This window comes from Amycolatopsis circi (assembly GCF_003385235.1).
Taxonomy (GTDB): Bacteria; Actinomycetota; Actinomycetes; order Mycobacteriales; family Pseudonocardiaceae; genus Amycolatopsis; species Amycolatopsis circi.
This window is the reverse complement of record NZ_PQIA01000060.1, coordinates 1-20,286: the sequence shown is the minus strand read 5'-3', so window position 1 is coordinate 20,286 and position 20,286 is coordinate 1. Positions and strand designations below refer to the sequence as shown.

At 69.7% G+C, this 20,286-nt stretch carries 21 protein-coding genes; 13 read left to right on the top strand and 8 right to left on the bottom strand.

What is annotated here, in order from left to right:
• Nucleotides 1-32: 32 nt before the first annotated feature.
• Nucleotides 33-911: an alpha/beta fold hydrolase gene (locus tag D0D37_RS24370; RefSeq protein WP_116202889.1), complete on the top strand. Its 879-nt coding sequence runs from the start codon at nucleotides 33-35 to the stop codon at nucleotides 909-911.
• 128 nt (nucleotides 912-1,039) lie between these two features.
• Here D0D37_RS24370 and D0D37_RS24365 read toward each other — a convergent pair whose 3' ends face one another.
• Nucleotides 1,040-1,483: a DoxX family protein gene (locus D0D37_RS24365; RefSeq protein ID WP_116202888.1), complete on the bottom strand. Its 444-nt coding sequence runs from the start codon at nucleotides 1,481-1,483 to the stop codon at nucleotides 1,040-1,042.
• Between the two features lie 161 nt (nucleotides 1,484-1,644).
• Here D0D37_RS24365 and D0D37_RS24360 point away from each other — a divergent pair, with 161 nt between their 5' ends.
• Nucleotides 1,645-2,187, top strand: a complete 543-nt coding sequence (locus tag D0D37_RS24360) for a COG4315 family predicted lipoprotein (RefSeq protein WP_116202887.1) — start codon at nucleotides 1,645-1,647, stop codon at nucleotides 2,185-2,187.
• A gap of 140 nt (nucleotides 2,188-2,327) precedes the next feature.
• Nucleotides 2,328-3,530 carry an NAD(P)/FAD-dependent oxidoreductase gene (locus D0D37_RS24355; protein WP_116202886.1) on the top strand — a complete coding sequence of 401 codons (1,203 nt, stop codon included), beginning with the start codon at nucleotides 2,328-2,330 and terminating at the stop codon, nucleotides 3,528-3,530.
• Nucleotides 3,531-3,632: 102 nt separating this feature from the next.
• Here D0D37_RS24355 and D0D37_RS24350 read toward each other — a convergent pair whose 3' ends face one another.
• From D0D37_RS24350 to D0D37_RS24340, 3 genes are read right to left on the bottom strand one after another with little or no spacing between them, the layout of a single operon-like run.
• A complete protein-coding gene (locus tag D0D37_RS24350) occupies nucleotides 3,633-3,866 on the bottom strand; it encodes a hypothetical protein (RefSeq protein WP_116202885.1) in 234 nt (77 codons plus the stop codon).
• A 17-nt stretch (nucleotides 3,867-3,883) separates the two neighbouring features.
• On the bottom strand, nucleotides 3,884-5,497 hold the full coding sequence (locus D0D37_RS24345; RefSeq protein ID WP_244223651.1) for a hypothetical protein: 1,614 nt from the start codon (nucleotides 5,495-5,497) through the stop codon (nucleotides 3,884-3,886).
• A complete protein-coding gene (locus tag D0D37_RS24340) occupies nucleotides 5,490-5,744 on the bottom strand; it encodes a hypothetical protein (RefSeq protein ID WP_116202883.1) in 255 nt (84 codons plus the stop codon). The genes D0D37_RS24345 and D0D37_RS24340 overlap by 8 nt, the downstream gene beginning before the upstream one ends.
• 481 nt (nucleotides 5,745-6,225) lie before the next feature.
• Here D0D37_RS24340 and D0D37_RS24335 point away from each other — a divergent pair, with 481 nt between their 5' ends.
• Nucleotides 6,226-6,759: a hypothetical protein gene (locus D0D37_RS24335; protein WP_116202882.1), complete on the top strand. Its 534-nt coding sequence runs from the start codon at nucleotides 6,226-6,228 to the stop codon at nucleotides 6,757-6,759.
• Between the two features lie 149 nt (nucleotides 6,760-6,908).
• Here D0D37_RS24335 and D0D37_RS24330 read toward each other — a convergent pair whose 3' ends face one another.
• Nucleotides 6,909-7,118 carry a hypothetical protein gene (locus D0D37_RS24330; protein WP_116202881.1) on the bottom strand — a complete coding sequence of 70 codons (210 nt, stop codon included), beginning with the start codon at nucleotides 7,116-7,118 and terminating at the stop codon, nucleotides 6,909-6,911.
• Between the two features lie 147 nt (nucleotides 7,119-7,265).
• Here D0D37_RS24330 and D0D37_RS24325 point away from each other — a divergent pair, with 147 nt between their 5' ends.
• From D0D37_RS24325 to D0D37_RS24315, 3 genes are read left to right on the top strand one after another with little or no spacing between them, the layout of a single operon-like run.
• Nucleotides 7,266-7,610: a DUF3040 domain-containing protein gene (locus D0D37_RS24325; protein WP_116202880.1), complete on the top strand. Its 345-nt coding sequence runs from the start codon at nucleotides 7,266-7,268 to the stop codon at nucleotides 7,608-7,610.
• Nucleotides 7,595-8,647 (top strand): SDR family oxidoreductase, encoded by a 1,053-nt coding sequence (locus D0D37_RS24320; protein ID WP_116202879.1) that lies wholly within the window; start codon nucleotides 7,595-7,597, stop codon nucleotides 8,645-8,647. Before D0D37_RS24325 ends, D0D37_RS24320 begins: the two co-directional genes overlap by 16 nt.
• Nucleotides 8,644-9,273 carry a phosphoribosyltransferase gene (locus D0D37_RS24315; RefSeq protein WP_116202878.1) on the top strand — a complete coding sequence of 210 codons (630 nt, stop codon included), beginning with the start codon at nucleotides 8,644-8,646 and terminating at the stop codon, nucleotides 9,271-9,273. Before D0D37_RS24320 ends, D0D37_RS24315 begins: the two co-directional genes overlap by 4 nt.
• A gap of 355 nt (nucleotides 9,274-9,628) precedes the next feature.
• Here the strand turns inward: D0D37_RS24315 and D0D37_RS24305 are convergent, their stop codons facing one another.
• Both D0D37_RS24305 and D0D37_RS24300 read right to left on the bottom strand, forming a co-directional pair.
• On the bottom strand, nucleotides 9,629-10,624 hold the full coding sequence (locus D0D37_RS24305) for an inorganic phosphate transporter (RefSeq protein ID WP_116202877.1): 996 nt from the start codon (nucleotides 10,622-10,624) through the stop codon (nucleotides 9,629-9,631).
• Complete coding sequence (locus tag D0D37_RS24300) at nucleotides 10,625-11,239, bottom strand: DUF47 domain-containing protein (protein WP_116202876.1); 615 nt, start codon at nucleotides 11,237-11,239, stop codon at nucleotides 10,625-10,627.
• A 100-nt stretch (nucleotides 11,240-11,339) separates the two neighbouring features.
• Here D0D37_RS24300 and ku point away from each other — a divergent pair, with 100 nt between their 5' ends.
• Nucleotides 11,340-12,239, top strand: a complete 900-nt coding sequence (ku, locus tag D0D37_RS24295; protein ID WP_116202875.1) for a non-homologous end joining protein Ku — start codon at nucleotides 11,340-11,342, stop codon at nucleotides 12,237-12,239.
• 81 nt (nucleotides 12,240-12,320) lie between these two features.
• On the opposite strand, the gene D0D37_RS24290 is transcribed toward ku, so the two are convergent.
• Nucleotides 12,321-14,273 carry an aconitate hydratase gene (locus tag D0D37_RS24290; protein WP_116202874.1) on the bottom strand — a complete coding sequence of 651 codons (1,953 nt, stop codon included), beginning with the start codon at nucleotides 14,271-14,273 and terminating at the stop codon, nucleotides 12,321-12,323.
• Nucleotides 14,274-14,372: 99 nt separating this feature from the next.
• On the opposite strand from D0D37_RS24290, the gene D0D37_RS24285 reads away from it, so the two are divergent.
• The 5 genes from D0D37_RS24285 to D0D37_RS24265 form a co-directional block, all read left to right on the top strand.
• A complete protein-coding gene (locus tag D0D37_RS24285; RefSeq protein WP_116202873.1) occupies nucleotides 14,373-14,708 on the top strand; it encodes a plasmid stabilization protein in 336 nt (111 codons plus the stop codon).
• Between the two features lie 10 nt (nucleotides 14,709-14,718).
• Entirely contained in the window at nucleotides 14,719-16,530 is a 1,812-nt protein-coding gene (locus D0D37_RS24280) for a glycoside hydrolase family 15 protein (RefSeq protein WP_116202872.1), read from the top strand.
• 52 nt (nucleotides 16,531-16,582) lie between these two features.
• Nucleotides 16,583-18,376 carry a thiamine pyrophosphate-requiring protein gene (locus tag D0D37_RS24275; protein ID WP_116202871.1) on the top strand — a complete coding sequence of 598 codons (1,794 nt, stop codon included), beginning with the start codon at nucleotides 16,583-16,585 and terminating at the stop codon, nucleotides 18,374-18,376.
• The gene (locus D0D37_RS24270) at nucleotides 18,373-19,485 is read left to right on the top strand and encodes an enolase C-terminal domain-like protein (RefSeq protein ID WP_116202870.1); all 1,113 of its coding nucleotides are present in this window, start codon (nucleotides 18,373-18,375) and stop codon (nucleotides 19,483-19,485) included. The genes D0D37_RS24275 and D0D37_RS24270 overlap by 4 nt, the downstream gene beginning before the upstream one ends.
• Nucleotides 19,482-20,286 (top strand): FAD-binding oxidoreductase (locus D0D37_RS24265; protein WP_162834448.1); only part of this gene is annotated, 805 nt, incomplete at its 3' end. The genes D0D37_RS24270 and D0D37_RS24265, both read left to right, overlap by 4 nt.

Genomic DNA, 20,286 nt, shown 5'->3' with positions numbered 1-20,286 from the left:
CAAGTAACTTGTCTATCGACTTGAGGGACCTCATGAATCGCCTCGCCGCCACCATCCCCGGTGTCGATCACCACCGGGTCAGCCTCAACGGCACCGAGCTGCACTACGTGGCCGCCGGCACCGCCGGGTCTCCCGTCCTGCTGGTGCACGGCTTCCCGGAGAGCTGGTGGGTCTTCCGCAAGCTGATCCCCCTGTTGAGCGAGCAGCACCGGGTCTTCGCCGTCGACCTGCGCGGATTCGGCGACTCCGCCACCGCCGCGCCCGAGCACGACAGCGCGACCGCGGCGAAAGACCTCAGCGACCTGATCGCCTGCCTGGACGTCGGTCCCGTCCACCTCACCGGCCAGGACATCAGCGGCCCCACGACGTTCCGCGTCGCCGCCGGCCGCCCCGAACTCGTCCGCAGCTACACCGGGATCGAGACCGGGCTCCCGGGATTCGGCGCCGAGATGCTCGCCGACGTCACCCGCGGCGGCGCCTGGCACATCGGAGTCCTCGCGGCCCCCGGCATCCCGGAAATGCTCCTCGCCGGACGCGAGCGCGCGTTCCTCGCCGACTACGCCATCCCCTCCCTGACCGCGAGCCCCGACGCGTTCGCCGACACCGACGTCGACGAACTCGTCCGCTCCTACGCCCGGCCCGGCGCGTTTCTCGGCGCCGCCGGCCTGTATCGGTCCCTGCTCTCCGACGGCGAAGAACTCCGCGAACTCGCGGCCCGGAAGCTGGAGATGCCCGTGCTCGCGGTCGCGGGCCGCTCGCTGGACTTCACCCCTGCGACGTTGCGGCAGGTCGCCGCCAACGTGACCGCGGTGCACATCGAAAGGATCGGCCACTACGTGGCGATGGAAGCCCCCGCCCAGCTCGCGGCCGCCCTCCGCTCCTTCTACGCGGATGTCGACGGGAAGTCTTGACCCACCGCACGCGACCCCCGTCGCCGTCCTCTTCCGGCGCTCGTCGGTCTGGCGACATCGACCAGGATCGTCTTCCCCGGCGACTGAGCTGAACGGGTCCCGGCGTCCGCCCTAGCCGCACGCTGGGACTACACGACACCCAGCGGTCGCGCGCCGCGAGCCTCGTCTGCCCCCTTCCGGAACAACGCATCAACCGCCAGCGCGCCCGGCCCGGTGAAGACCAGCAACAGGAAAGCCCAGCAGAACATCGCCGCGGACTCGCCGTGGTTCTGCAGCGGCAGCAGGCCGTCCGGCTGGTGGACGACGAAGTAGGCGTACGCCATCGAGCCCGACGCGAGCAGCACCGCGATCCGGGTGCCCGCACCGAGGACCACCAAGAGGCCGCCGACGAGCTGGATCACCGCCGCGTACCAGGACGGCCACCCGCCTGCCTCGACGGTTCCGCCGTTCGGGCCGCCGCCGAAAATCCCGAACAGCGCCGCCGCGCCGTGGGCCGCGAACAGCAGCCCGACGACGATCCGGAACAGGCCGAGCACGTACGGGACGGCCCGGTCGAGCACACGCTCTGGCATGGGTCCTCCTCGGAGAGTTACTAAGGTTAGGCTTGCCGTACCGTACGTGCCGGGCTTGCTTCCGTCCAGATGCTGTGACGCTCGCTAAATCGGGCTGAACCGTTCCGGCGCCAGCCGCGTGTCGAAGGAAGGGCAACACCCACGCACGGTTGGAGGCTGGGATGAAGGTCCACATTCGGGCAACCCCACGAACTTTCGGGCTGGCGGCTGCACTGGCCGCGGCAGGTTTGTTCGCCGCCGCGTGCGGTGGCGGCAACAGCGGGAGCACAGCCGCACCGCCCGCCGCGCCGACGCATTTGACCGACAACAAAGGCGACACGATCTACCTGTTCGCCGCGGACCACGACGGCCAGTCCACCTGCACCGCGAGCTGCGCGAGCTACTGGCCCCCGGTCGCGGCGGGCACCCAGCTCACCGGACCGGCGCAGGGCGGCACGCTGGGCTCGATCACCCGGCCGGACGGGTCCAAACAGGAAACTTTCGACGGCCATCCGCTGTACCGGTACATCGGCGACCACTCCGCCGGGCAGACCAACGGGCAGGGCCTGAACCTCAGCGGCGGGCTGTGGTGGATGGTCTCGCCGGGCGGCGTCGCGATCACCAACGCCGCCGCGCCCGCCGGCCCGGCGACGTCCAGCGGTTCCGCGCCGTCGAGCACCGGCGGGTACAGCGGGGGCGGCTACACCGGCGGCGGGTACGGCTGAGCGAGGTAACACCTTCCGGGGTAGGCGCAGTCTCAATGGGGTACCTCTGATCAGGGCGACTTGACCGAGCAGCCGAATAAGACCAAACTTCGCTAGCGATATAAGTGCTCCCGTCGTCCCCGCATCGAAGGAGTTCGTCCGTGACCTCGTCGTTCGTCATCATCGGAGCCGGGCTGGCCGGAGCCAAAGCCGCGGAAGCGTTGCGCGACAAGGGTTTCGACGGGAAAATCACCATCGTCGGCGACGAGCGGCACCTGCCCTACGAGCGTCCGCCGCTGTCGAAGGACTACCTCGCGGGCAACGCGGAGGCCGAGAGCTTCCAGGTGCACGACGCCGCGTGGTACGCCGAGAAGAACGTCGAGCTGCGCCAAGGCGTCAAGGCGACGGCCATCGTGCGGGACGAGAAGCAGGTGACGCTCGACGACGGCTCCAGCCTCGGCTACGACAAGCTGCTGCTGGCCACCGGCGCGAGCCCGCGCGCGCTGCCGGACACCGCGGGGATCCACTACCTGCGCCGGATCGAGGACTCCGACCGGCTCAAGGAGCTGTTCGGCACCGCGGCCAAGCTGGTGGTCGTCGGCGGCGGCTGGATCGGGCTCGAAGCGACCGCCGCCGCGCGCCGGGCCGGGGTGGAGGTCACCGTCGTCGAGGCGCTGGACCTGCCGCTGATCACCGCGCTCGGCCCGGAGGTCGCCCCGGTCTTCGCCGACCTGCACCGCGCGCACGGCGTCGACCTGCGGCTGGGCGTCCAGGTCGAGCACATCTCCAACGGCGGCCAGAGCAAGCGGATCCGCCTCAGCGACGGCAGCGTCCTCGAGGCGGACGCCGTCCTGGCCGGGATCGGCGCGAAGCCGAACGTCGAACTGGCGGAGGCGGCCGGCCTCCGCGTCGACAACGGCGTGGTGACCGACGCGAGCCTGCGCACGAGCGACCCGGACATCTTCGCCGCGGGCGACGTCGCGAACGCCTACCACCCGTTCCTGGGCAAGCACCTGCGCGTCGAGCACTGGGCGAACGCGCTCAACCAGCCCGCCGTGGCCGCGTCCGGGATGCTCGGCAAGGAGGAGTCGTACGACGAGCTGCCGTACTTCTTCACCGACCAGTACGACCTCGGCATGGAATACCTCGGCACCATCGAGGGCCACGACCGCGTCGTCTTCCGCGGCGACGTGGCCGGGCGCGAGTTCATCGCCTTCTGGCTCAAGGAAAACCGCGTGCTGGCCGGGATGAACGTCAACGTCTGGGACGTCACGGACCCGATCAAGGCGCTCATCCTTTCCCGTGCCTCGGTCGACCCGGAGCGGCTGGCCGACCCCGAGGTTCCGCTGGAGGACCTCGCCTGATTTCCGTCCGCGCGGGGTGCGGCCGAAAGTCCGTGAGGGGAACCCTGAGGGAATCAGAGTCCTTCAGGGTTCCCCTCACGGACCGCGAACTCCGCCAGCCACTCAGACCGTCCGCAAACGCCGCCACTCCCACGCAGCCAACCCCGCGAACAAGACCGTCGCCACGCAAGCAACACCCGTCAGCAGCCACTCAGCCTCTCCTCCCCCGCTGTCCGGGGAAGCGCCGGTCGCAAGCTCGATCCAGTCCGGAACAGTCAACGTCAGCACCAACGCGACAGCGCTGAGCGCGGCGATCCCGGCCTCGGCCGCGATGCGAAGCTTTTGTGCAGTGTTCATGACACCCTCCCTGCTCGTCAGTACTTCGCCGCGTTGAGGCGCGTCCGCCAGGTGTTGCCCGCGCCGGCGTATTCGCCGTAGCTCCACACGGTCCGGGAATCCGACGGGTCCCGGCCGATGCCGAAGTAGTCGCCCCATCTGCCGCCGGTGTAGGCGCTTTGCCCGGCGATCACCGACGCGCTGCCCTGCAACGTGCCGGGAGGGTCGGTGGCGAGGCGGCCGGTCTGGCGGAAGTGGCCGTACTCGTCGTCCGCGGACCGGCCGAACGCTACGTGGGCGTTGCGCGAAATGTCGGTCTGGACGGCCGGGAAGAAGTAGTGCTTGCTGGGCGCGCCGAACGCTCCTTGTTGCGTGATCGAGTGGCTGGGCACGTCGATTTCGTACCACTGCACCACTGAACGCGCCTCGCTGTCGCCGGGCCAGCTGTACGCGGACGTGTGCGTCGTCCACAAGCGCTGCGTTCGGCCTGCCGCTTGGAAAACCGCGTTGAGCAGCCGGGTGTCGTTCGTGGCGATTCGCGTGGTGCCGCCGTCTTTTTGCACCGCGCCGGGCGGCAGGTTGTAGCTGCGGCAGGAAACGGCGGTCGAGGTGAGTGCCGGCGCGCCGCCGGACCACAGACCCAGCGGGTTCGACAGCGTCCAGAGGGTGAGGCTCGACCCCGACGGGAACAGCGAGTTCACCAGGTAGGCCCGGGGATTCCCGCCTATGCCTTGGAAATGGCAGCACGGCTGCACGGAGAACGCGCCGCTGCCGTCCGGGTTCTTCAGGTCCCAGAAATCCCACCAGCGGATGGTGTGGCCTCCGCCGAGCCCGCCGCTGTACAGCTCCGCCTTGTTGAAGATCCGCAGTTTCGCGTAGGCGAACCCGCCGCCGAAGGCGAATTGGTTGGCGGACACGTAAATCGCCTGGGAGTCGAAGCCCAGCATCGGGTAGTCCGACCAGTTGCCGGTGGCGGTGGAACCGTTCGCGGTCGCGTCGGTGCTCCAGATCCAGTACCCGCCCGCGGGGTCGCCGGTCTGCGAGACGCCGAGCATGATCCACGATCCTTGCGGGTTCGCGCGCCGCGCGGCGACGCAGACGATCCACCGGCCGCTGTAGTGGTCATAGGCCAGTTTCGGGTCGAAAAGCTGCGCCCCGGCAGGAAGAACCGGATTGAACATGGCGGTGAAATTCGCCCACCGGAACTGTTGCAGGCCGGTCTTGTCATACCCGACCAGGTCCACGTTGACCGCGGCCAGCACCTGCTTCGGGCCGACCGCGACCGTGCAGTCCGGCGGCCGGAACGCGGTCTGCGAAATCCCCTCGAAACTCGCCGACGCCGCCGGGGCCAGCCCCTCGGCGATCTCGTCCTCCGGCGGATTCTCCTCCGACAGTTCCGCCGCCGCTTCCTCGTCGAGCTGTACGTCGAGCGCGTCCGCGGGCGCCAGCGCTTCCGCGCCGTGCTCCCGCGCGCCGGTCTTCAGCCGGTCGTACTCCTCGACCGGCACCGGGAACCGTTGCGCGAACAACGGAGACCGGTCCGGCGACGGCGGTTCGGCGAGGAGTTCGCCGACCGTCAGATCCGCCATCTCCCGCGACGCACCACCGGCCGTTTCGCCGGCTTGGCCCTCGAGCACCTGTGCTTCAGGCATCACGGTGATCACCCTCTTCCTCCGCGGCCTCGTCGCCGGCCCGTGCCGGGGCGTCGGCCTCCTCCTCCCGATCGCGGTGCCGCCGCGCGGCCGCCTTCAGCCGCTCCATCTCGGCGGCCGGAACCGGCATCCCGATCGGAATCTCGTACCCCATTTCCGGTTCGGCGGGCGCGTTTTCGCCCGCCGGACCGCTTTCCGCTCCCTCGCCGTGCCCCGCACCGGAGTTCGGTCCTTCGCGCTCGCCCATCGCTCACCCCCGGAAATTCCGCCCGAAAAGATCAATTCCGGCGGCGTTCACGAAAAAGGTCGCGCAACGGCCTGAAACGGATACCGAAACACCGCAACTTCAACCGAACGGCGCAGCGTAAATCGATTGCACCACTTTCCCCGAATCACCGGGAAGTCGCATAAAAACCGACCGGAAACGGTTTCGAACAACCTTTCCGAGCGCCGGGAGCCGCCCGTCACACGCTTGTCCTGTACGTCCGAATGCTGGCTGATCAAGCTGTTTGACGCTGTTCATCGGCACTTGACCGGGTTGCGCCGCATTTACCGATCATCCCGCCCGAAAGCCATAAGCAACCCCGGATTTACGTCCACCTTGTGCATTTTGCCGCCCGGCAAGTTGAGCACCCGGTTAATTCTTCACTGATTCCTTCGAAGGTAGGTAGTGCGATTACCCGGCCTCGGCGGACGCTGGCGCGACCGTGCCCGAGGAGGAGATTTCCATGTCCCGACTTGCCCGTTTCGCCGCGTCGGCAACCATTTTGGCCGGTTCGCTGGCCTTGGTCGCGCCGGCCGCGCACGCCGACGTCTCGCACACTCTCGCCGCGAGGTGCTCGCAGTCCTATCTTCCGCTGCCCGACCCGGCCTGCACGCCCGGCGCGACCAACCCGGACGTCAGCCAGGACACCATCGACGACACGATCTGCGTCCCCGGCTGGACGGCCACCATCCGCCCGCCGACGACCTACACCAACAAGCTCAAGAAGCAGGGCATCATCGACTACGGCTACTCCGACACCTCGCTCAGCTCGTACGAGGAGGACCACTTCCTGCCGCTCGAACTGGGCGGTGCGCCGAAGGACCCGAACAACCTCTGGCCGGAACCGCACGACGGCGACCAGAACTCCTACAGCAAGGACTCCGTCGAGAACGCGGTCAAGAAGGCGGTCTGCGCGGGGAAGGCCACTCTCGCCGACGCGCAGCACGCGATGCTCACCAACTGGACCACCGCGGAGTCCGTGCTCGGGATCGGCTGAGCCGGGATTCCGGCCGCAGCGCGAGGTTCCGGCACCCTCGCCAGGCCGATTGCGCAACGTCCGTGAAGGGCTCCTTGAGGGAATCTGATTCCCTCAAGGAGCCCTTCACGGACCTCCCCAGCGCCGCGACGGCGGCCCCAGGGTCAGCCTCAGGTCGGCCGCGAAAGCAGGGCCAGCCGAGGACGTCGCGTCTCCCCCAGCACGGGCCCCGGCCGATGCGCGCGGCACACCGTGCACACCACCGCGTGGCTGACCGGCGTCCCGTCCTCCTGGACCAGCCTGCCCACGTGCACCGCCTCGCGGCCGCACTGTCCACAGGGGACGGTCGCGCTTTCCGGGTCTACCAGCAGCCTGCTCATCTCGTGCTCCCTCCGAAGGTTCTCCGGCGATTGCGCTCGCCCGCCCGGTTACCCTTCGCCTTCCCCGGCAAACCGGACGCTTCCGCCCTTCTGGTTTGCCCTGGCCAGAAGCGGGTAAGCCGTCGGTCAGGCGGAAGGGAGCAGGCGATGGCCGCGCACCGGCAGCCGGATCCCCACCGGGCCGACCCCGCGCTGCGGGCGATGGAGCGAGGGCTTCTCGCCACCGACGCGCTGTGGGTGCAACGCGCCTTCGGCCGGTCGGCGTGGCCGCTGCGCCGGGTGTGGCCGGCGGCGTGCTGGGCTCTCACCGCGGCCGCCGCGGGGCTCGTGGCCTGCGGGATCGTCTTTCCGCCGGAGGTGCCGCTCGCGCTGCTCGGCTTCGTGCTGGCCGCGATCGCGGTGTGCGGGCACGTCGCCCGCCAGGAGTGTCTGCGTCCGCCGACCCGCCGGACTTCCGGTCCGGGGAAAGGATTCCCATGCCGCCCGTCGTAGTCGTGACCGGGGCCAGCGCCGGAGTAGGCCGGGCCGTCGCGCGCGCTTATGGAAGCCGCGGCGCGAAAGTCGCCCTGCTCGCGCGTGGCGAGAAAGGGCTCGCCGCCGCCGCGGAAGATGTCCGGGACGCCGGAGGCACGCCGCTGGAGCTGCCGACGGACGTAGCCGACTTCGCCCAGGTCGACGCCGCCGCGACCCGCGCCGAGGAGGAACTGGGGCCGATCGACGTGTGGGTCAACGTCGCGTTCAGCTCGGTGTTCGCCCGGTTCGCCGACGTCAAGCCCGAGGAATACCGCCGGGTCACCGAGGTGACCTACCTCGGTTTCGTGCACGGCACGATGGCCGCCCTCGCCCGGATGAAGCCGCGGGACGCGGGCACGATCGTCCAGGTCGGCTCAGCGCTCGCGTATCGCGGAATTCCGCTGCAGAGCGCGTACTGCGGGGCCAAGCACGCCATTCAGGGCTTCAACGAAGCGCTTCGCTGCGAACTTCTCCACGAGCACAGCGGAATCCGCACGACCATGGTGCAGCTGCCCGCGGTCAACACGCCGCAGTTCACCTGGCTGCTGTCCCGGCTGCCCGAGCACGCCCAGCCGGTGCCGCCGATCTACCAGCCCGAACTCGCCGCCCGCGCGGTGCTGCACGCAGCCGACCACCCGCGCCGCCGCGAGTACTGGGTCGGCACGAGCACCGCCGCGACGCTGCTGGCCAACGCCGTCGCCCCCGGCCTGCTCGACCGCTACCTCGGCCGCACCGGGTTCGGCGCCCAGCAAACCGGACAGCCCCAGCGTCCGAGCCAGCCCGCGAACCTGTGGGAACCGGCGGACGGGCCGCGCGGGTTCGACTACGGCGCGCACGGGGAGTTCGACCGGCAGGCGAAAGCGCACGACGTCCAGCCGGTGCTCAGCCGTCACCACGGCGCGGTGGCCGCCGGGCTGACCGCGGTCGTCCTCACCGCCGGACAGTTGCTGCGCCGCACCATGAAGTCCAAAAAGAACAGCCGATTCCGCTGGCGGGCAAGGAAAGGCCGCTGGTGAAACCGTTCCGGAACCGCGCCGACGCGGGCACCCGGCTCGCCGCCGCGCTGGCCCGGCGGGATTGGGCCGACCCGGTCGTCTTCGGGCTCGCCCGGGGCGGGCTGCCGGTCGCCGCACCCGTCGCGCAGGAGCTGGACGCACCGCTGGAACTCCTGGTCGCGCGCAAGATCGGCGCGCCGGGACGGCCGGAACTCGGACTCGGCGCCGTCGCGGCGGACGGGCCGCCGTTCTTCGACCGCGCCGGGCTCCGTGCGCTCGGGCTGACGCCGGACGACGTGGCGGACCTGGTCGACCACGCCCGTACCGAAGCCCGCGATCAGGTCCGCCGCTATCTGGGCGACCGTGTCCCGCGCTCGCCGGCCGGGCATGACGTGGTGGTGGTCGATGACGGCGTCGCTACCGGAGGGACCGCGATCGCCGCGCTGCGGGCACTTCGGTCGTACGCGCCGCTGCGACTGGTCTTCGCCGCTCCGGTCGGCGCGCCGTCCGCTTTGGACAAGCTCGCCCGCGAGGCGGACGAGGTGGTTTGTCTCCGGGAACCGGAGGGGTTTCGCGCGGTCGGCGAGTTCTATGCGGACTTCAGCCCGACCAGCGACGACGAAGTTCTCGCTCTGGTGCCCCGGTGATCACTCGAAGGCCCGCCGCGCCGCCGAAAGCCGCCCGATCTGGCCAAACTCGCCCGCGAGGCCGACGAGGTGGTTTGTCTTCAGGAACCGCAGGAAATCCGCGCCGTCGGCGAGTTTTACACGGACTTCGGCCCGGCCAGCGACAACGAAGCCCTCACCCTGGCGCCCCGGTGATCACCCAAACACCCGCCACACCGCCCAACGGCTTCGCGCCGCCCACATTGGACAAGCTCGCCCGCGAAGGCGAAGCAGTCTCTCTCTCCAGAAGCCAGAGGGGTTCCGCGCGGTCGGCGAGTTCTATGAAGACTTCAGCCCTACCAGCGACAACGAAGCCCTCGCCCTAGCGCCCCGGTGATCACCCGAAGGACGACAAAAGCCAGAATGCCAGCGCAGCCACCCCAGCCGCAGCCGGGAACGTCAGTACCCACCCCAGCACGATGTCGCGCGCGATCCCCCACCGCACCGCCGAAAGCCGCCGGGTCGCGCCGACGCCCATCACCGCCGCGGTGATCACGTGGGTGGTCGAAATCGGCGCCTTCACCGCGAAAGCCGTCAAGTACAGCACCGAAGCCCCGACGGATTCCGCGACAAACCCGTGCGGCGGATCGAGCGGGAACACTCGGCGGCCGAGGGTGCGCATGATCCGCAGGCCGCCCGAGCAGGTGCCGAGCGAGAGCGCCCCGGCGCACACCAGCGTCACCCACAGGGGTACCGAAAACGTATCCTGTTTACCCGCCGCGATCAGCGCCAGGACGAGCACGCCCATCCCCTTCTGCGCGTCCTGCAATCCGTGTCCGAGCGCCAGCGCCGAGGCCGACACGATCTGCAGCCGGCGGAACACCCGGCCGCTCCGGTGCGGGTTCTTCCGGCGCAGCAGCCACAGCACCGCGACCATCGCCGCGTAGCCGAGCAGCAGCCCGAGCAGCGGCGAAGCGACCATCGGCACCAGCACTTTCTCCGCGATGCCCGTCCAGTGCACCGTGCTCGCCGCGGCCAGCGCGGCCCCGACCATGCCGCCGATCAGCGAATGCGACGACGAGGACGGCAGGCCGAAATACCAGGTCACCAGGTTCCACGCGATCGCGCCGACCAGCGCGGCGAGCACCACGGTCAGCGCGCCCGGGCCGGGCGGGACGTCGATGATTCCTTTCGCGACGGTCGCGGCGATCCCGGTCGACAGCAGCGCTCCGGCCAGGTTCATCACCGCGGCCAGCACGAGCGCGGTGCGCAGCGGGAGCGCCCGCGTCGACACCGCGCTGGCGATCGCGTTGGCGGCGTCGTGGAAACCGTTGGTGTAGTCGAAAAAGACCGTCAGCACCACGACGGCGACCAGCGCGGCGGTGCCGTCCACTCAGGACTCCTTGACCGCGATCGTCTGCACCACGTCCGCGACGTGCTCGAATCCGTCGGCCGCCAGTTCGAACTGTTCGACGACTTCCTTCGCCTTGAGCACTTCGAGCGCGTCGGCCCCCGGCTGGAACAGGTCGGCGAGCATCCGCCGGTAAGTGTGGTCCGCCTCGTTCTCCAAGGCGTTGATCTCGATCCAGTACGGCGACAGCTCGCCCACCTTCGCCAGCCCCGGCATCGATTCCGCGGTCAGCTCCGCGGCGCGGCACAGCACGCGCAGCATCCCCTTGGTGCCCGGCGGAAACTCGCCCAGCCGGTACAGCACCGCGAGGTCGGCGGCAGTGTCCAAAAAGTCCAGGACGTCGTCGATCCGCGCGGCCAGCGCCTGGATGTCCTCGCGGTCGAACGGCGTGACGAACGTGCTGTTCAGCTCGACCATGATGGTGTGCGTCAGGTCGTCGCCGGCGTGTTCGACCTCGTGCAGCCGGGCCGCGATGGCCTCGCGGTCGGGCGGCGCGGCCTCGGTGAGGTCCCGCAGCAGCGCGGTGGCGGTGACGAGGTTCGCGGCCGCGTCCGCGAGCAGCTGGAAGAACTGGCTTCCCCGAGGTTTTATGCGCATCGGTGGATCAGTTACCCCGAATCCCCCGCGCTTACACCGCGCGGTGTGCCGGGCGCCCGCTTTGGGTACCCGGCGGGCAACAGGGAGGAAGGAGCGGCCGATGCGTCCGGTGTGGCAGGGCTCGCTGTCGTTCGGGCTGGTGAACGTCCCGGTGCGGATGTACAAGGCGGTCGAGGACCACGCGGTGCACTTCACGCAGTTCCAGCGCGGGACCCAGGACCGCATCCGCTACCGGCGGGTGAACGAGCGGACCGGCGACGAGGTGTCCTACGCCGACATCGTCCGCGGCCGCGAGGTCGGCGACGACGAGTACGTGCTGGTCGAGCAGGAGGAACTGGACGAGATCGCGCCCGGCCGGTCGCGGTCGCTCGAGGTGGAGAGCTTCGTGGACCTCGCCGAGGTCGACCCGGTGTTCTTCGACCGCGCCTACTGGCTCGCGCCCGCCAAGGAAGACGGACAGCGGCCGTACGTGCTGCTGCTCGACGCGCTGGCCAGCCGGGACAAGGCGGCCGTCGCGAAGTTCGTCTTCCACGGCCGCGAACACCTGGCGCTCGCCCGAGCCGGCGACGGCGTGATCGTGCTGAACACGCTGCATTACGCCGCCGAAGTGCGCAGCGCGGACGACGTGCCGCAGCTGCCCGCCAAGGCCAAGACGAACAAGAAGGAGCTGGACCTCGCGGTCAAGCTGATCGACGCGATGTCCGAGCCGTGGCAGCCGGAGGAGTTCCACGACACCTATCGCGAACGGGTGGAGGAGCTGATCGAGGCCAAGAAGGCCGGGAACACCGTCACGCCCGCCGCCGAGCCGGAGGAACCGACGAAGGTGGTCGACCTGATGGAGGCGCTGGCCAAGAGCGTGCGCGGCAGCCGTCGGCCGCGCACCCCGGACTTGTCCGAGCTGTCCAAGACCGAGCTGCAGAAGCTCGCGAAGGAGCGCGACGTCAAGGGCCGCTCCAAGATGTCCCGCGCCGACCTGGAAGCCGCGCTGAAGGCTTCCTGACCAGCCAAAGGTCCGTGAGGGGAACCCTGAGGGAATCTGAGTCCCTCAGGGTTCCCCTCACGGACTTCTGCCAGAGCGGGCTCAGTGCAGCGCCCGGGCCAGCTGCGGAATCCGCCCGCCCGCCAGCAGCACGTCGACCTGACGCGGCGACAACTGGTGCTTCACGCGATACTCCTCGTCCCGGGTCTGGTTCCGGACGGTGAACTCCGCCGTCTCGGCCAGCTGGTGGAGCCCGGACACGGACAGCACGTCGTCCCGCTGGATTTTCTCGCCGTCGTCCGGGTCGGCGAATTCCAGCGGCAGCACGCCGAAGTTGACCAGGTTCTGCCAGTGGATCCGGGCGAACGACCGCGCCAGCACCACGCGCAGCCCCAGGTACCGGGCGGTGATCGCGGCGTGCTCGCGAGACGAGCCCTGGCCGTAGTTCTCCCCCGCCACCACGAAATGCTCCGGGCTGTCGGCCGCGCGCTTCGGGTAGTCCTCGTCGATCCGGGTGAACGTGAACTCGGACAGCTTCGGAATGTTCGAGCGGTACGGCAGCGCGCGTGCGCCGGCGGGCGAGATCTCGTCGGTCGACACGTCGTCCCCGGCCTTGAGCAGGACCGGCCCTTCGATCTCGTCCGGGAGCGGCTCGAAGTCCGGCAGCCCGGCGACGTTCGGGCCCTTCACCAACTCCTCCCGCAAGGCCTCTTCGTCGGGCAACGGAGCGGTGAAGACACGCGGGTCGGCGGCCGAACGGGCTGGTCCGGAGACGCGCGGGTGCGCCAGGTGGTGGACGGTGGCGTAATCGCGCGGATCGGTCAGCACGCCGGTCAGCGCCGACACCGCCGCGGTCTCCGGCGAGCACAACCAGACCGAATCGTCCGCGGTGCCGGACCGGCCGGGGAAGTTGCGCGGGAACGTGCGCAGCGAGTTCGTGCCCGGCGCGGGCGCCTGGCCCATCCCGATGCAGCCCAGGCAGCCCGCCTGGTGCACCCGGGCCCCGGCCGCGACGAGGTCGGTGAGGTGCCCGCTGCGGGCCAGTTCGACGAGGATCTGCCGCGAGGTCGGGTTGACGTCGAAACTCACCGAATCGGCCGTCTGCCTGCCCCGGACGGTGGCCGCGGCGACGGCGAAGTCCCGGAACCCGGGGTTGGCCGACGAACCGAGCACGACCTGCCCCACCGGAGTCCCGGACGCCTCCCGCACCGGCACCACGTTGCCCGGCGACGACGGCTTGGCGACTAACGGCTCCACAGTAGACAGATCGATCTCGTCCTCGATGTCATAGGAAGCATCGCGTCCGGCGCGCAGATCGCGGAAGTCGTGTTCGCGACCTTCCGCGCGAAGGAACGCACGGATCGCTTCGTCGGCCGGGAACACCGTTCCGGTGGCGCCCAGCTCAGCGCCCATGTTCGCGATCACGTGCCGGTCCATCGCGCTCAGGCAGGCCAGCCCGGGCCCGTGGTACTCGATGATCCGGTGCCGCCCGCCGCTCACGCCGTGCCGCCGCAGCATCTCCAGCACGACGTCCTTCGCCGACACCCACGGCGGCAGCTCGTTCTCCAGCCGGACGCCCCAGATCTCCGGCATCCGCAGGTAGAGCGGCTCTCCGGCGATCGCCAGCGCCACCTCGAGGCCGCCGACGCCCACGGCGAGCATGCCCAGCGCCCCGGCCGCACAGGTGTGCGAATCGGACCCGGCGAGGCTCTTGCCGGGCACGCCGAAGCGCTCCATGTGCGTCGGATGCGAAACTCCGTTGCCCGCTTTGGAGAACCACAGCCCGAACCGGCGGCACGCCGAACGCAGGTAAGCGTGGTCCTCGGCGTTCTTCTCGTCCGCCTGCAGCAGGTTGTGGTCGACGTACTGAACGCTCAGCTCGGTCCGCGCGCGATCGAGCCCGAGCGCCTCGAGCTCCTGCATCACGAGCGTGCCCGTGGCGTCCTGGGTCAGCGTTTGATCGACCCGAAGGCCGATTTCGGTCCCTGGTTCGAGCCGGCCGGCGACCAGGTGCTCGGCCAGCAGCCGCCCGGCAAGAGTCTGTTCGCGTCCCACTCTCCGGCGGGTACCCGTTTCCAGCGCGGCGAACCGCGATGTTTCCGTCCCGGCCGCGCGGGCAATCCCCGGGATCAAGAACGGCGGAAGGAGAGCGGGATGCCCCAGCAGGCCTGGAGTTCGAAGCGCGAACGGCAGTACGAGCACATCGAAGAGTCGCAGGAAGACCGCGGCGCGAGCAAGAAGCGCGCGAAGGAGATCGCCGCCCGCACGGTCAACAAGAACCGGGCGCAGTCGGGCGAATCGGACCGCGCGAGCAAGACCTCGGTGCGGGACAAGTCGCCGCAGCAGCGCGGCGGGCACCGCTCCGGCAAGCGGCTCGGCCCCGGCGGGCCCACCCGCGACCAGCTGTACAACGAGGCGAAGAAACGCAACATCCATGGCCGCTCGACGATGACGAAAAAGGAACTGGCGAAGGCGCTGGGCCGGGACTGATTTTTCCGCGATGAACCAGCGCCCGATCGAGGACTACGCCCTGCTCGGCGACTTGCACACCGCGGCGTTGGTGTCGCGGGAAGGCGCGGTCGAGTGGCTGTGCCTGCCGCGCTTCGACTCGCCCGCGTGCTTCGCCGCGCTTCTGCACGACGAAAGCGCGGGGGTGTGGCAGCTCGGGCCCGCGGACGGCGGGCCGGCGACGCGCCGCGGCTACGTCGGCGATTCCCTGGTACTGGCCAGCGAATGGGAAACGGCCGAGGGCACCGTCCGCGTGCTCGACTTCATGCCGCCCCGGGACGGCGCCGCCGATCTCGTGCGGATCGTCGAAGGGCTGCGCGGCCGGGTCCCGATGCGGACCTGCCTGCGGCCGCGGTTCGACTACGGGGCGGTCCGGCCGTGGGTCCGCCGCGTCGACGGGCGATTCGACGCGGTCGCCGGTCCGGACGCGATTCGGCTGACCACGCCGGTCGAAGTGTCCGCCGAGGGTTTTGCCGAGTTCACCGTCGCCGAGGGCGAGCGCGTGCCGTTCGTGCTGACGTATCACGCCTCCTACCAGGAACGTCCCGATCCGGCGGACGCCGAGAAGGCTCTGGCGCACACCGAACGGTTCTGGGCGGACTGGATCAGCCGCTGCCGCTACGACGGCCGGTGGCCCACCGAGGTGCGCCGCGCGCTGATCACGCTGAAGGCACTGACCTACGAGCCGACCGGCGGCATTCTCGCCGCGCCGACGACGTCGCTGCCGGAGAAGATCGGCGGCGAACGCAACTGGGACTACCGCTACTGCTGGCTGCGCGACGCCACCTTCACCCTGCAAGCGCTCGTCGGGACGGGCTATCCCGACGAGGCGCGGGCGTGGCGCGAATGGCTGGTCCGCGCGGCGGCCGGAGACCCGGCCGAACTCCAGGTCCTTTATGGACTCGACGGCTCCCGCCGGGTTCCGGAGTCCACTCTGGACTGGCTGGACGGGTACGCCGGTTCGTCCCCGGTGCGGATCGGCAACGCCGCGGCGGGCCAGGTCCAGCTCGACGTGTGGGGCGAAGCGCTCGACGGCCTGCACCTCGTCCGCGAGGCCGGGTTGCCGGTGACGCATCCGGCGTGGGACCTGCAGCGCGGGCTGCTCGATTTCCTCGAAAGCCACTGGGAAGAACCTGACCACAGCCTGTGGGAAGTACGGGGCGAACCGCGACATTTCGTGCACTCCAAGGTAATGGCGTGGGCTGGGGTCGACCGCGCCGTCCGCACGGTGGAACGCCACAAGCTCGACGGGCCGGTCGACCGCTGGCGCGCGCTGCGCGAACACATTCACCAGGAAGTCTGCCGCGAAGGTTTCGACGCCGACCGCAACACTTTCACCCAGTTCTACGGCTCGCGCGGCCTCGACGCGGCCTTGCTGCTCATCCCCCGCGTCGGCTTCCTTCCCGGCAGCGATTCCCGCGTGCGCGGAACCGTCGACGCGGTGCGGAAAGAGCTGTCGCGGGACGGATTCGTCCATCGTTACGACCCGGACGCCGATTCCGGAATGGGTGAATTGCGCGGCGGCGAAGGCGCATTCCTGCCGTGCAGTTTTTGGCTCGCCGACGCACTGCACGGCACCGGCCGCACCGAGGAAGCCGTCGAGGTTTTCGAGCAGATGCTGGCTGTCCGCAACGATGTCGGGCTGCTGAGCGAGGAATACGACACGGCCGCCGGACGCCAGCTCGGGAACATGCCGCAGGCCTTCAGCATGGTCGGGCTCGTCAACACCGCGCGTCACCTGGACGGCGCGGAAACCACCACAAATGCGACCGGGCACGAACAGGGGCTGCGACACGACGTGTAACGCCGCTGAGGCCCGGGTAGCCGGGGAGAACTCAACGCACGGGAGGATTGTCATGACCGAGACCGTCGGCGATTACCTGCTTTCGCGGCTGCGCGATTGGGGCGTGGAGCAGGTGTTCGCGTACCCCGGGGACGGGATCAACGGTCTCGTCGCGTCCTTCGGCAAGGCGGACAACCAGCCGCGCTTCGTCCAGGCCCGGCACGAGGAGATGGCCGCCTTCTCCGCGGTCGGCTACGCGAAGTTCAGCGGGGCGGTCGGCGTGTGCATGGCGACCTCCGGGCCCGGCGCGATCCACCTGCTGAACGGGCTCTACGACGCGAAACTCGACCACGTCCCGGTCGTCGCGATCGTCGGGCAGACCGCACGCACCGCGATGGGCGGCAGCTACCAGCAGGAGGTCGAACTCCAGGCCCTGTACCGGGATGTCGCGAACGAATACTGCATCGAGGTGAACGTCGCCGAGCAGCTGCCGAACGCGCTCGACCGCGCGTTCCGCGTCGCGCAGGCGTCCCGCACGCCGACCGCGCTGATCATCCCGGCAGACCTGCAGGAAGAGCCCTACGAGCCGCCGCAGCACGCGTTCAAGCAGATGCCGTCGAGCCCGCCGGGGACCGCGTGGCCGAATCCGGTGCCGCCCGAACCCGCTATCAGCGAGGCGGCCGACGTGCTCAACGCGGGCGAGAAGGTCGCGATCCTCGTCGGGCAAGGTGCCCGTAAAGCGGTCGAAGAAGTCAAACAGGTCGCCGACCTCACCGGGGCCGGAGTCGCGAAAGCCTTGCTGGGCAAGGACGTCCTCCCCGACGATCTCCCGTATGTGACCGGCGCGGTCGGACTGCTCGGCACCCGGCCGAGCTACGAGATGATGCGCGACTGCGACACCCTGCTGATCGTCGGGTCCAACTTCCCCTACAGCCAGTTCCTGCCGGAGTTCGGCCAGGCCCGCGCGGTGCAGATCGACATCGACGGCCGGTTCATCGGCATGCGCTACCCCACCGAGGTCAACCTGGTCGGCGACGCCGCGGCGACCCTGCGCGCGCTCCTGCCGAAGCTGAACCGGACCGAAAACCGTTCGTGGCGCGAGAAAATCGAGAAGAACGTCGCCGAGTGGTGGACCACCATGGACCAGCAGGCGGCGGTCGGCGCGAAACCGGTCAACCCGATGCGGATCGTGCACGAGCTGTCCCAGCAGATCCCGGGCAACGCGATGGTCACCGCCGATTCCGGCTCCTCGACCAACTGGTACGCGCGCAATCTCCGGATCCGCGACGGCATCCGGAGCACGCTGTCCGGCACGCTCGCGACGATGGGACCCGGTGTGCCGTATGCGATCGGGGCCAAGTTCGCGCATCCTGACCGGCCGGCGATCGCACTAGTCGGCGACGGTGCCATGCAGATGAACGGCATGGCCGAGCTGATCACCATCGCCCGGTACCAGGGATTGTGGACGGACCCGCGGTGCATCGTCTGCGTGTTCCACAACAACGACCTCAACCAGGTCACCTGGGAACTGCGCGCGATGGGGGGCGCGCCGAAGTTCGAGGAATCGCAGTCGCTGCCGGACGTCGACTACGCCGGTTTCGCGCGCAGCATCGGCCTCGAAGGGATCAACGTCGACGACCCCGACGATCTCGCTTCGGCTTGGCGGACCGCGTTCGCCTCGGACCGGCCTGCCGTGCTGGACGTGCGGTGTGACGCCGAGGTCCCGCCGATCCCGCCGCACGCGACGTTCGAGCAGATGAAATCCGTGACCGAGTCGGTGCTCAAGGGCGATCCCGAAGCGTTCCACCTGATGTTCCAGGGTGCGAAGACGAAGCTGCAGGAGTTCTTGCCCGGACGGTCGCGGTGACCGTCGCTGCCCCGCACATCGAACGGATCGACGCGCGCGCCTACCAGGTGCCTACCCCTTCGCCGGAGGCCGACGGCACGCTCTCCTGGGACTCCACGACACTTGTCGTGGCCAGGGTGCGGGCCGGCGGCGCCGACGGGCTCGGCTGGACATACGCCGATTTCTCGTGCGTCCCCTTGATCGAAGGCAAACTGGCCTCCGCGATCGTCGGAATGCCGGTCCTGGATCCGCCCGCCTGCTGGACCGCCATGCAGCACGCGATCCGGAACCTCGGCCGCCCCGGATTGGTCTCTTGTGCACTGTCCGCTGTGGACATCGCGATCTGGGACGCGTCCGCCCGGCTGCTCGACGTCCCGCTGAGCCGCCTGCTCGGCCGGGTGCACGACGAGGTCGACGTGTACGGCAGCGGCGGCTTCACCTCGCAGGACGACGACGAACTGGCGGCGCAGCTGGACGGCTGGGTCCGCAAGCAGCGCATTCCGCGGGTGAAGATCAAGATCGGCGAGGCTTGGGGCAACGCGGTCGCGCGCGACATCGGCCGGGTCCGGCTGGCGCGCGAGACGATCGGGGACGACGCCGCGCTGTATGTCGACGCGAACGGCGGCTACTCGGTCGGCCGGGCCCGCCGGATCGCCGACACGCTGCGGGAGTTCGGCGTGACCTGGTTCGAGGAGCCGGTGTCGAGCGACGATCTGCCCGGGCTCGCGCAGCTGCGCACGCCGGACGGGCCGGACATCGCCGCCGGCGAGTACGGGTACGACCTGCCGTACTTCGCCCGGATGCTGCCTTCCGTGGACTGCCTCCAGGTCGACGTGACGCGATGCGGCGGCTACACGGAATGGCGTCGCGTCGCCGCGCTGGCCGCCGCCGCGAATCGCGAGGTTTCCGCGCACTGCGCACCGAATCTGTCCGCGCACGTGGCCGCGGCGACTCCGAACTTCCGGCACATCGAGTGGTTCGCCGACCACGACCGGATCGAACGGGAACTGTTCTACGGCGGCCTCGACCCCAGCGGAGGCCGGGTCGCCCCGTCGATGTCCGTTGCGGGGCACGGGCTGCGCCTGCACGCCGACGCTGCCGCCGAGTACGCGGTCGAGGAGGGCCGATGAGCACCGCTGAACTCCCCAATCCCGTTGTGCGCGTGCCGGAACCGGCCGAAATCGACACCGAAGCCCTCGCCGCCGCCCTGCGCGAGCGGGTCGAGGGCGAGGTCCGCTTCGACGACGGCAGCCGCGCCGCCTACTCCACCGACGCGTCCAATTTCCGTCAGGTTCCCCTCGGCGTCGTCGTGCCGCGTTCCCCCGACGACGCCGTTGAAGCGCTGGCCGTGGCGAGGCAGTTCGGCGCGCCCGTGCTCTCGCGCGGCGGCGGGACGAGCCTCGCCGGCCAGTGCACCAACACCGCCGTCGTGCTCGACTGGTCCAAGTACTGCTCCGAGCTGGAATCCGTCGACACCGAGCGCGGCACCTGCGTGGTGCAGCCGGGAATCGTGCTGGACGACCTCAACCGGCAGCTCGCCGACACCGGTCTCCGCTTCGGCCCCGAGCCCGCCACGCACATGAACTGCACCCTCGGCGGCATGATCGGCAACAACTCCTGCGGCGCGACGGCCCAGCGCACCGGCAAGGTCGTCGACAACATCGTGCGCCTGGAAGTGCTGCTCGCCGACGGAACCCGGTTCTGGTGCGGCAAAACCAGCGACGAGGAGTACGCCGAGATCGAGCACCACGGCGACCGCCGCGCCGCGATCTACCGGCAGCTGCGGCGGTTGCGCGACGAGTACGCCGACGAGATCCGCCGCCGCTTCCCGGACATCCCGCGCCGGGTCTCCGGCTACAACCTCGACTCGCTGCTGCCCGAACCCGGCTTCGACGTCGCCGGGCTGCTCGTCGGCAGCGAATCGACGCTGG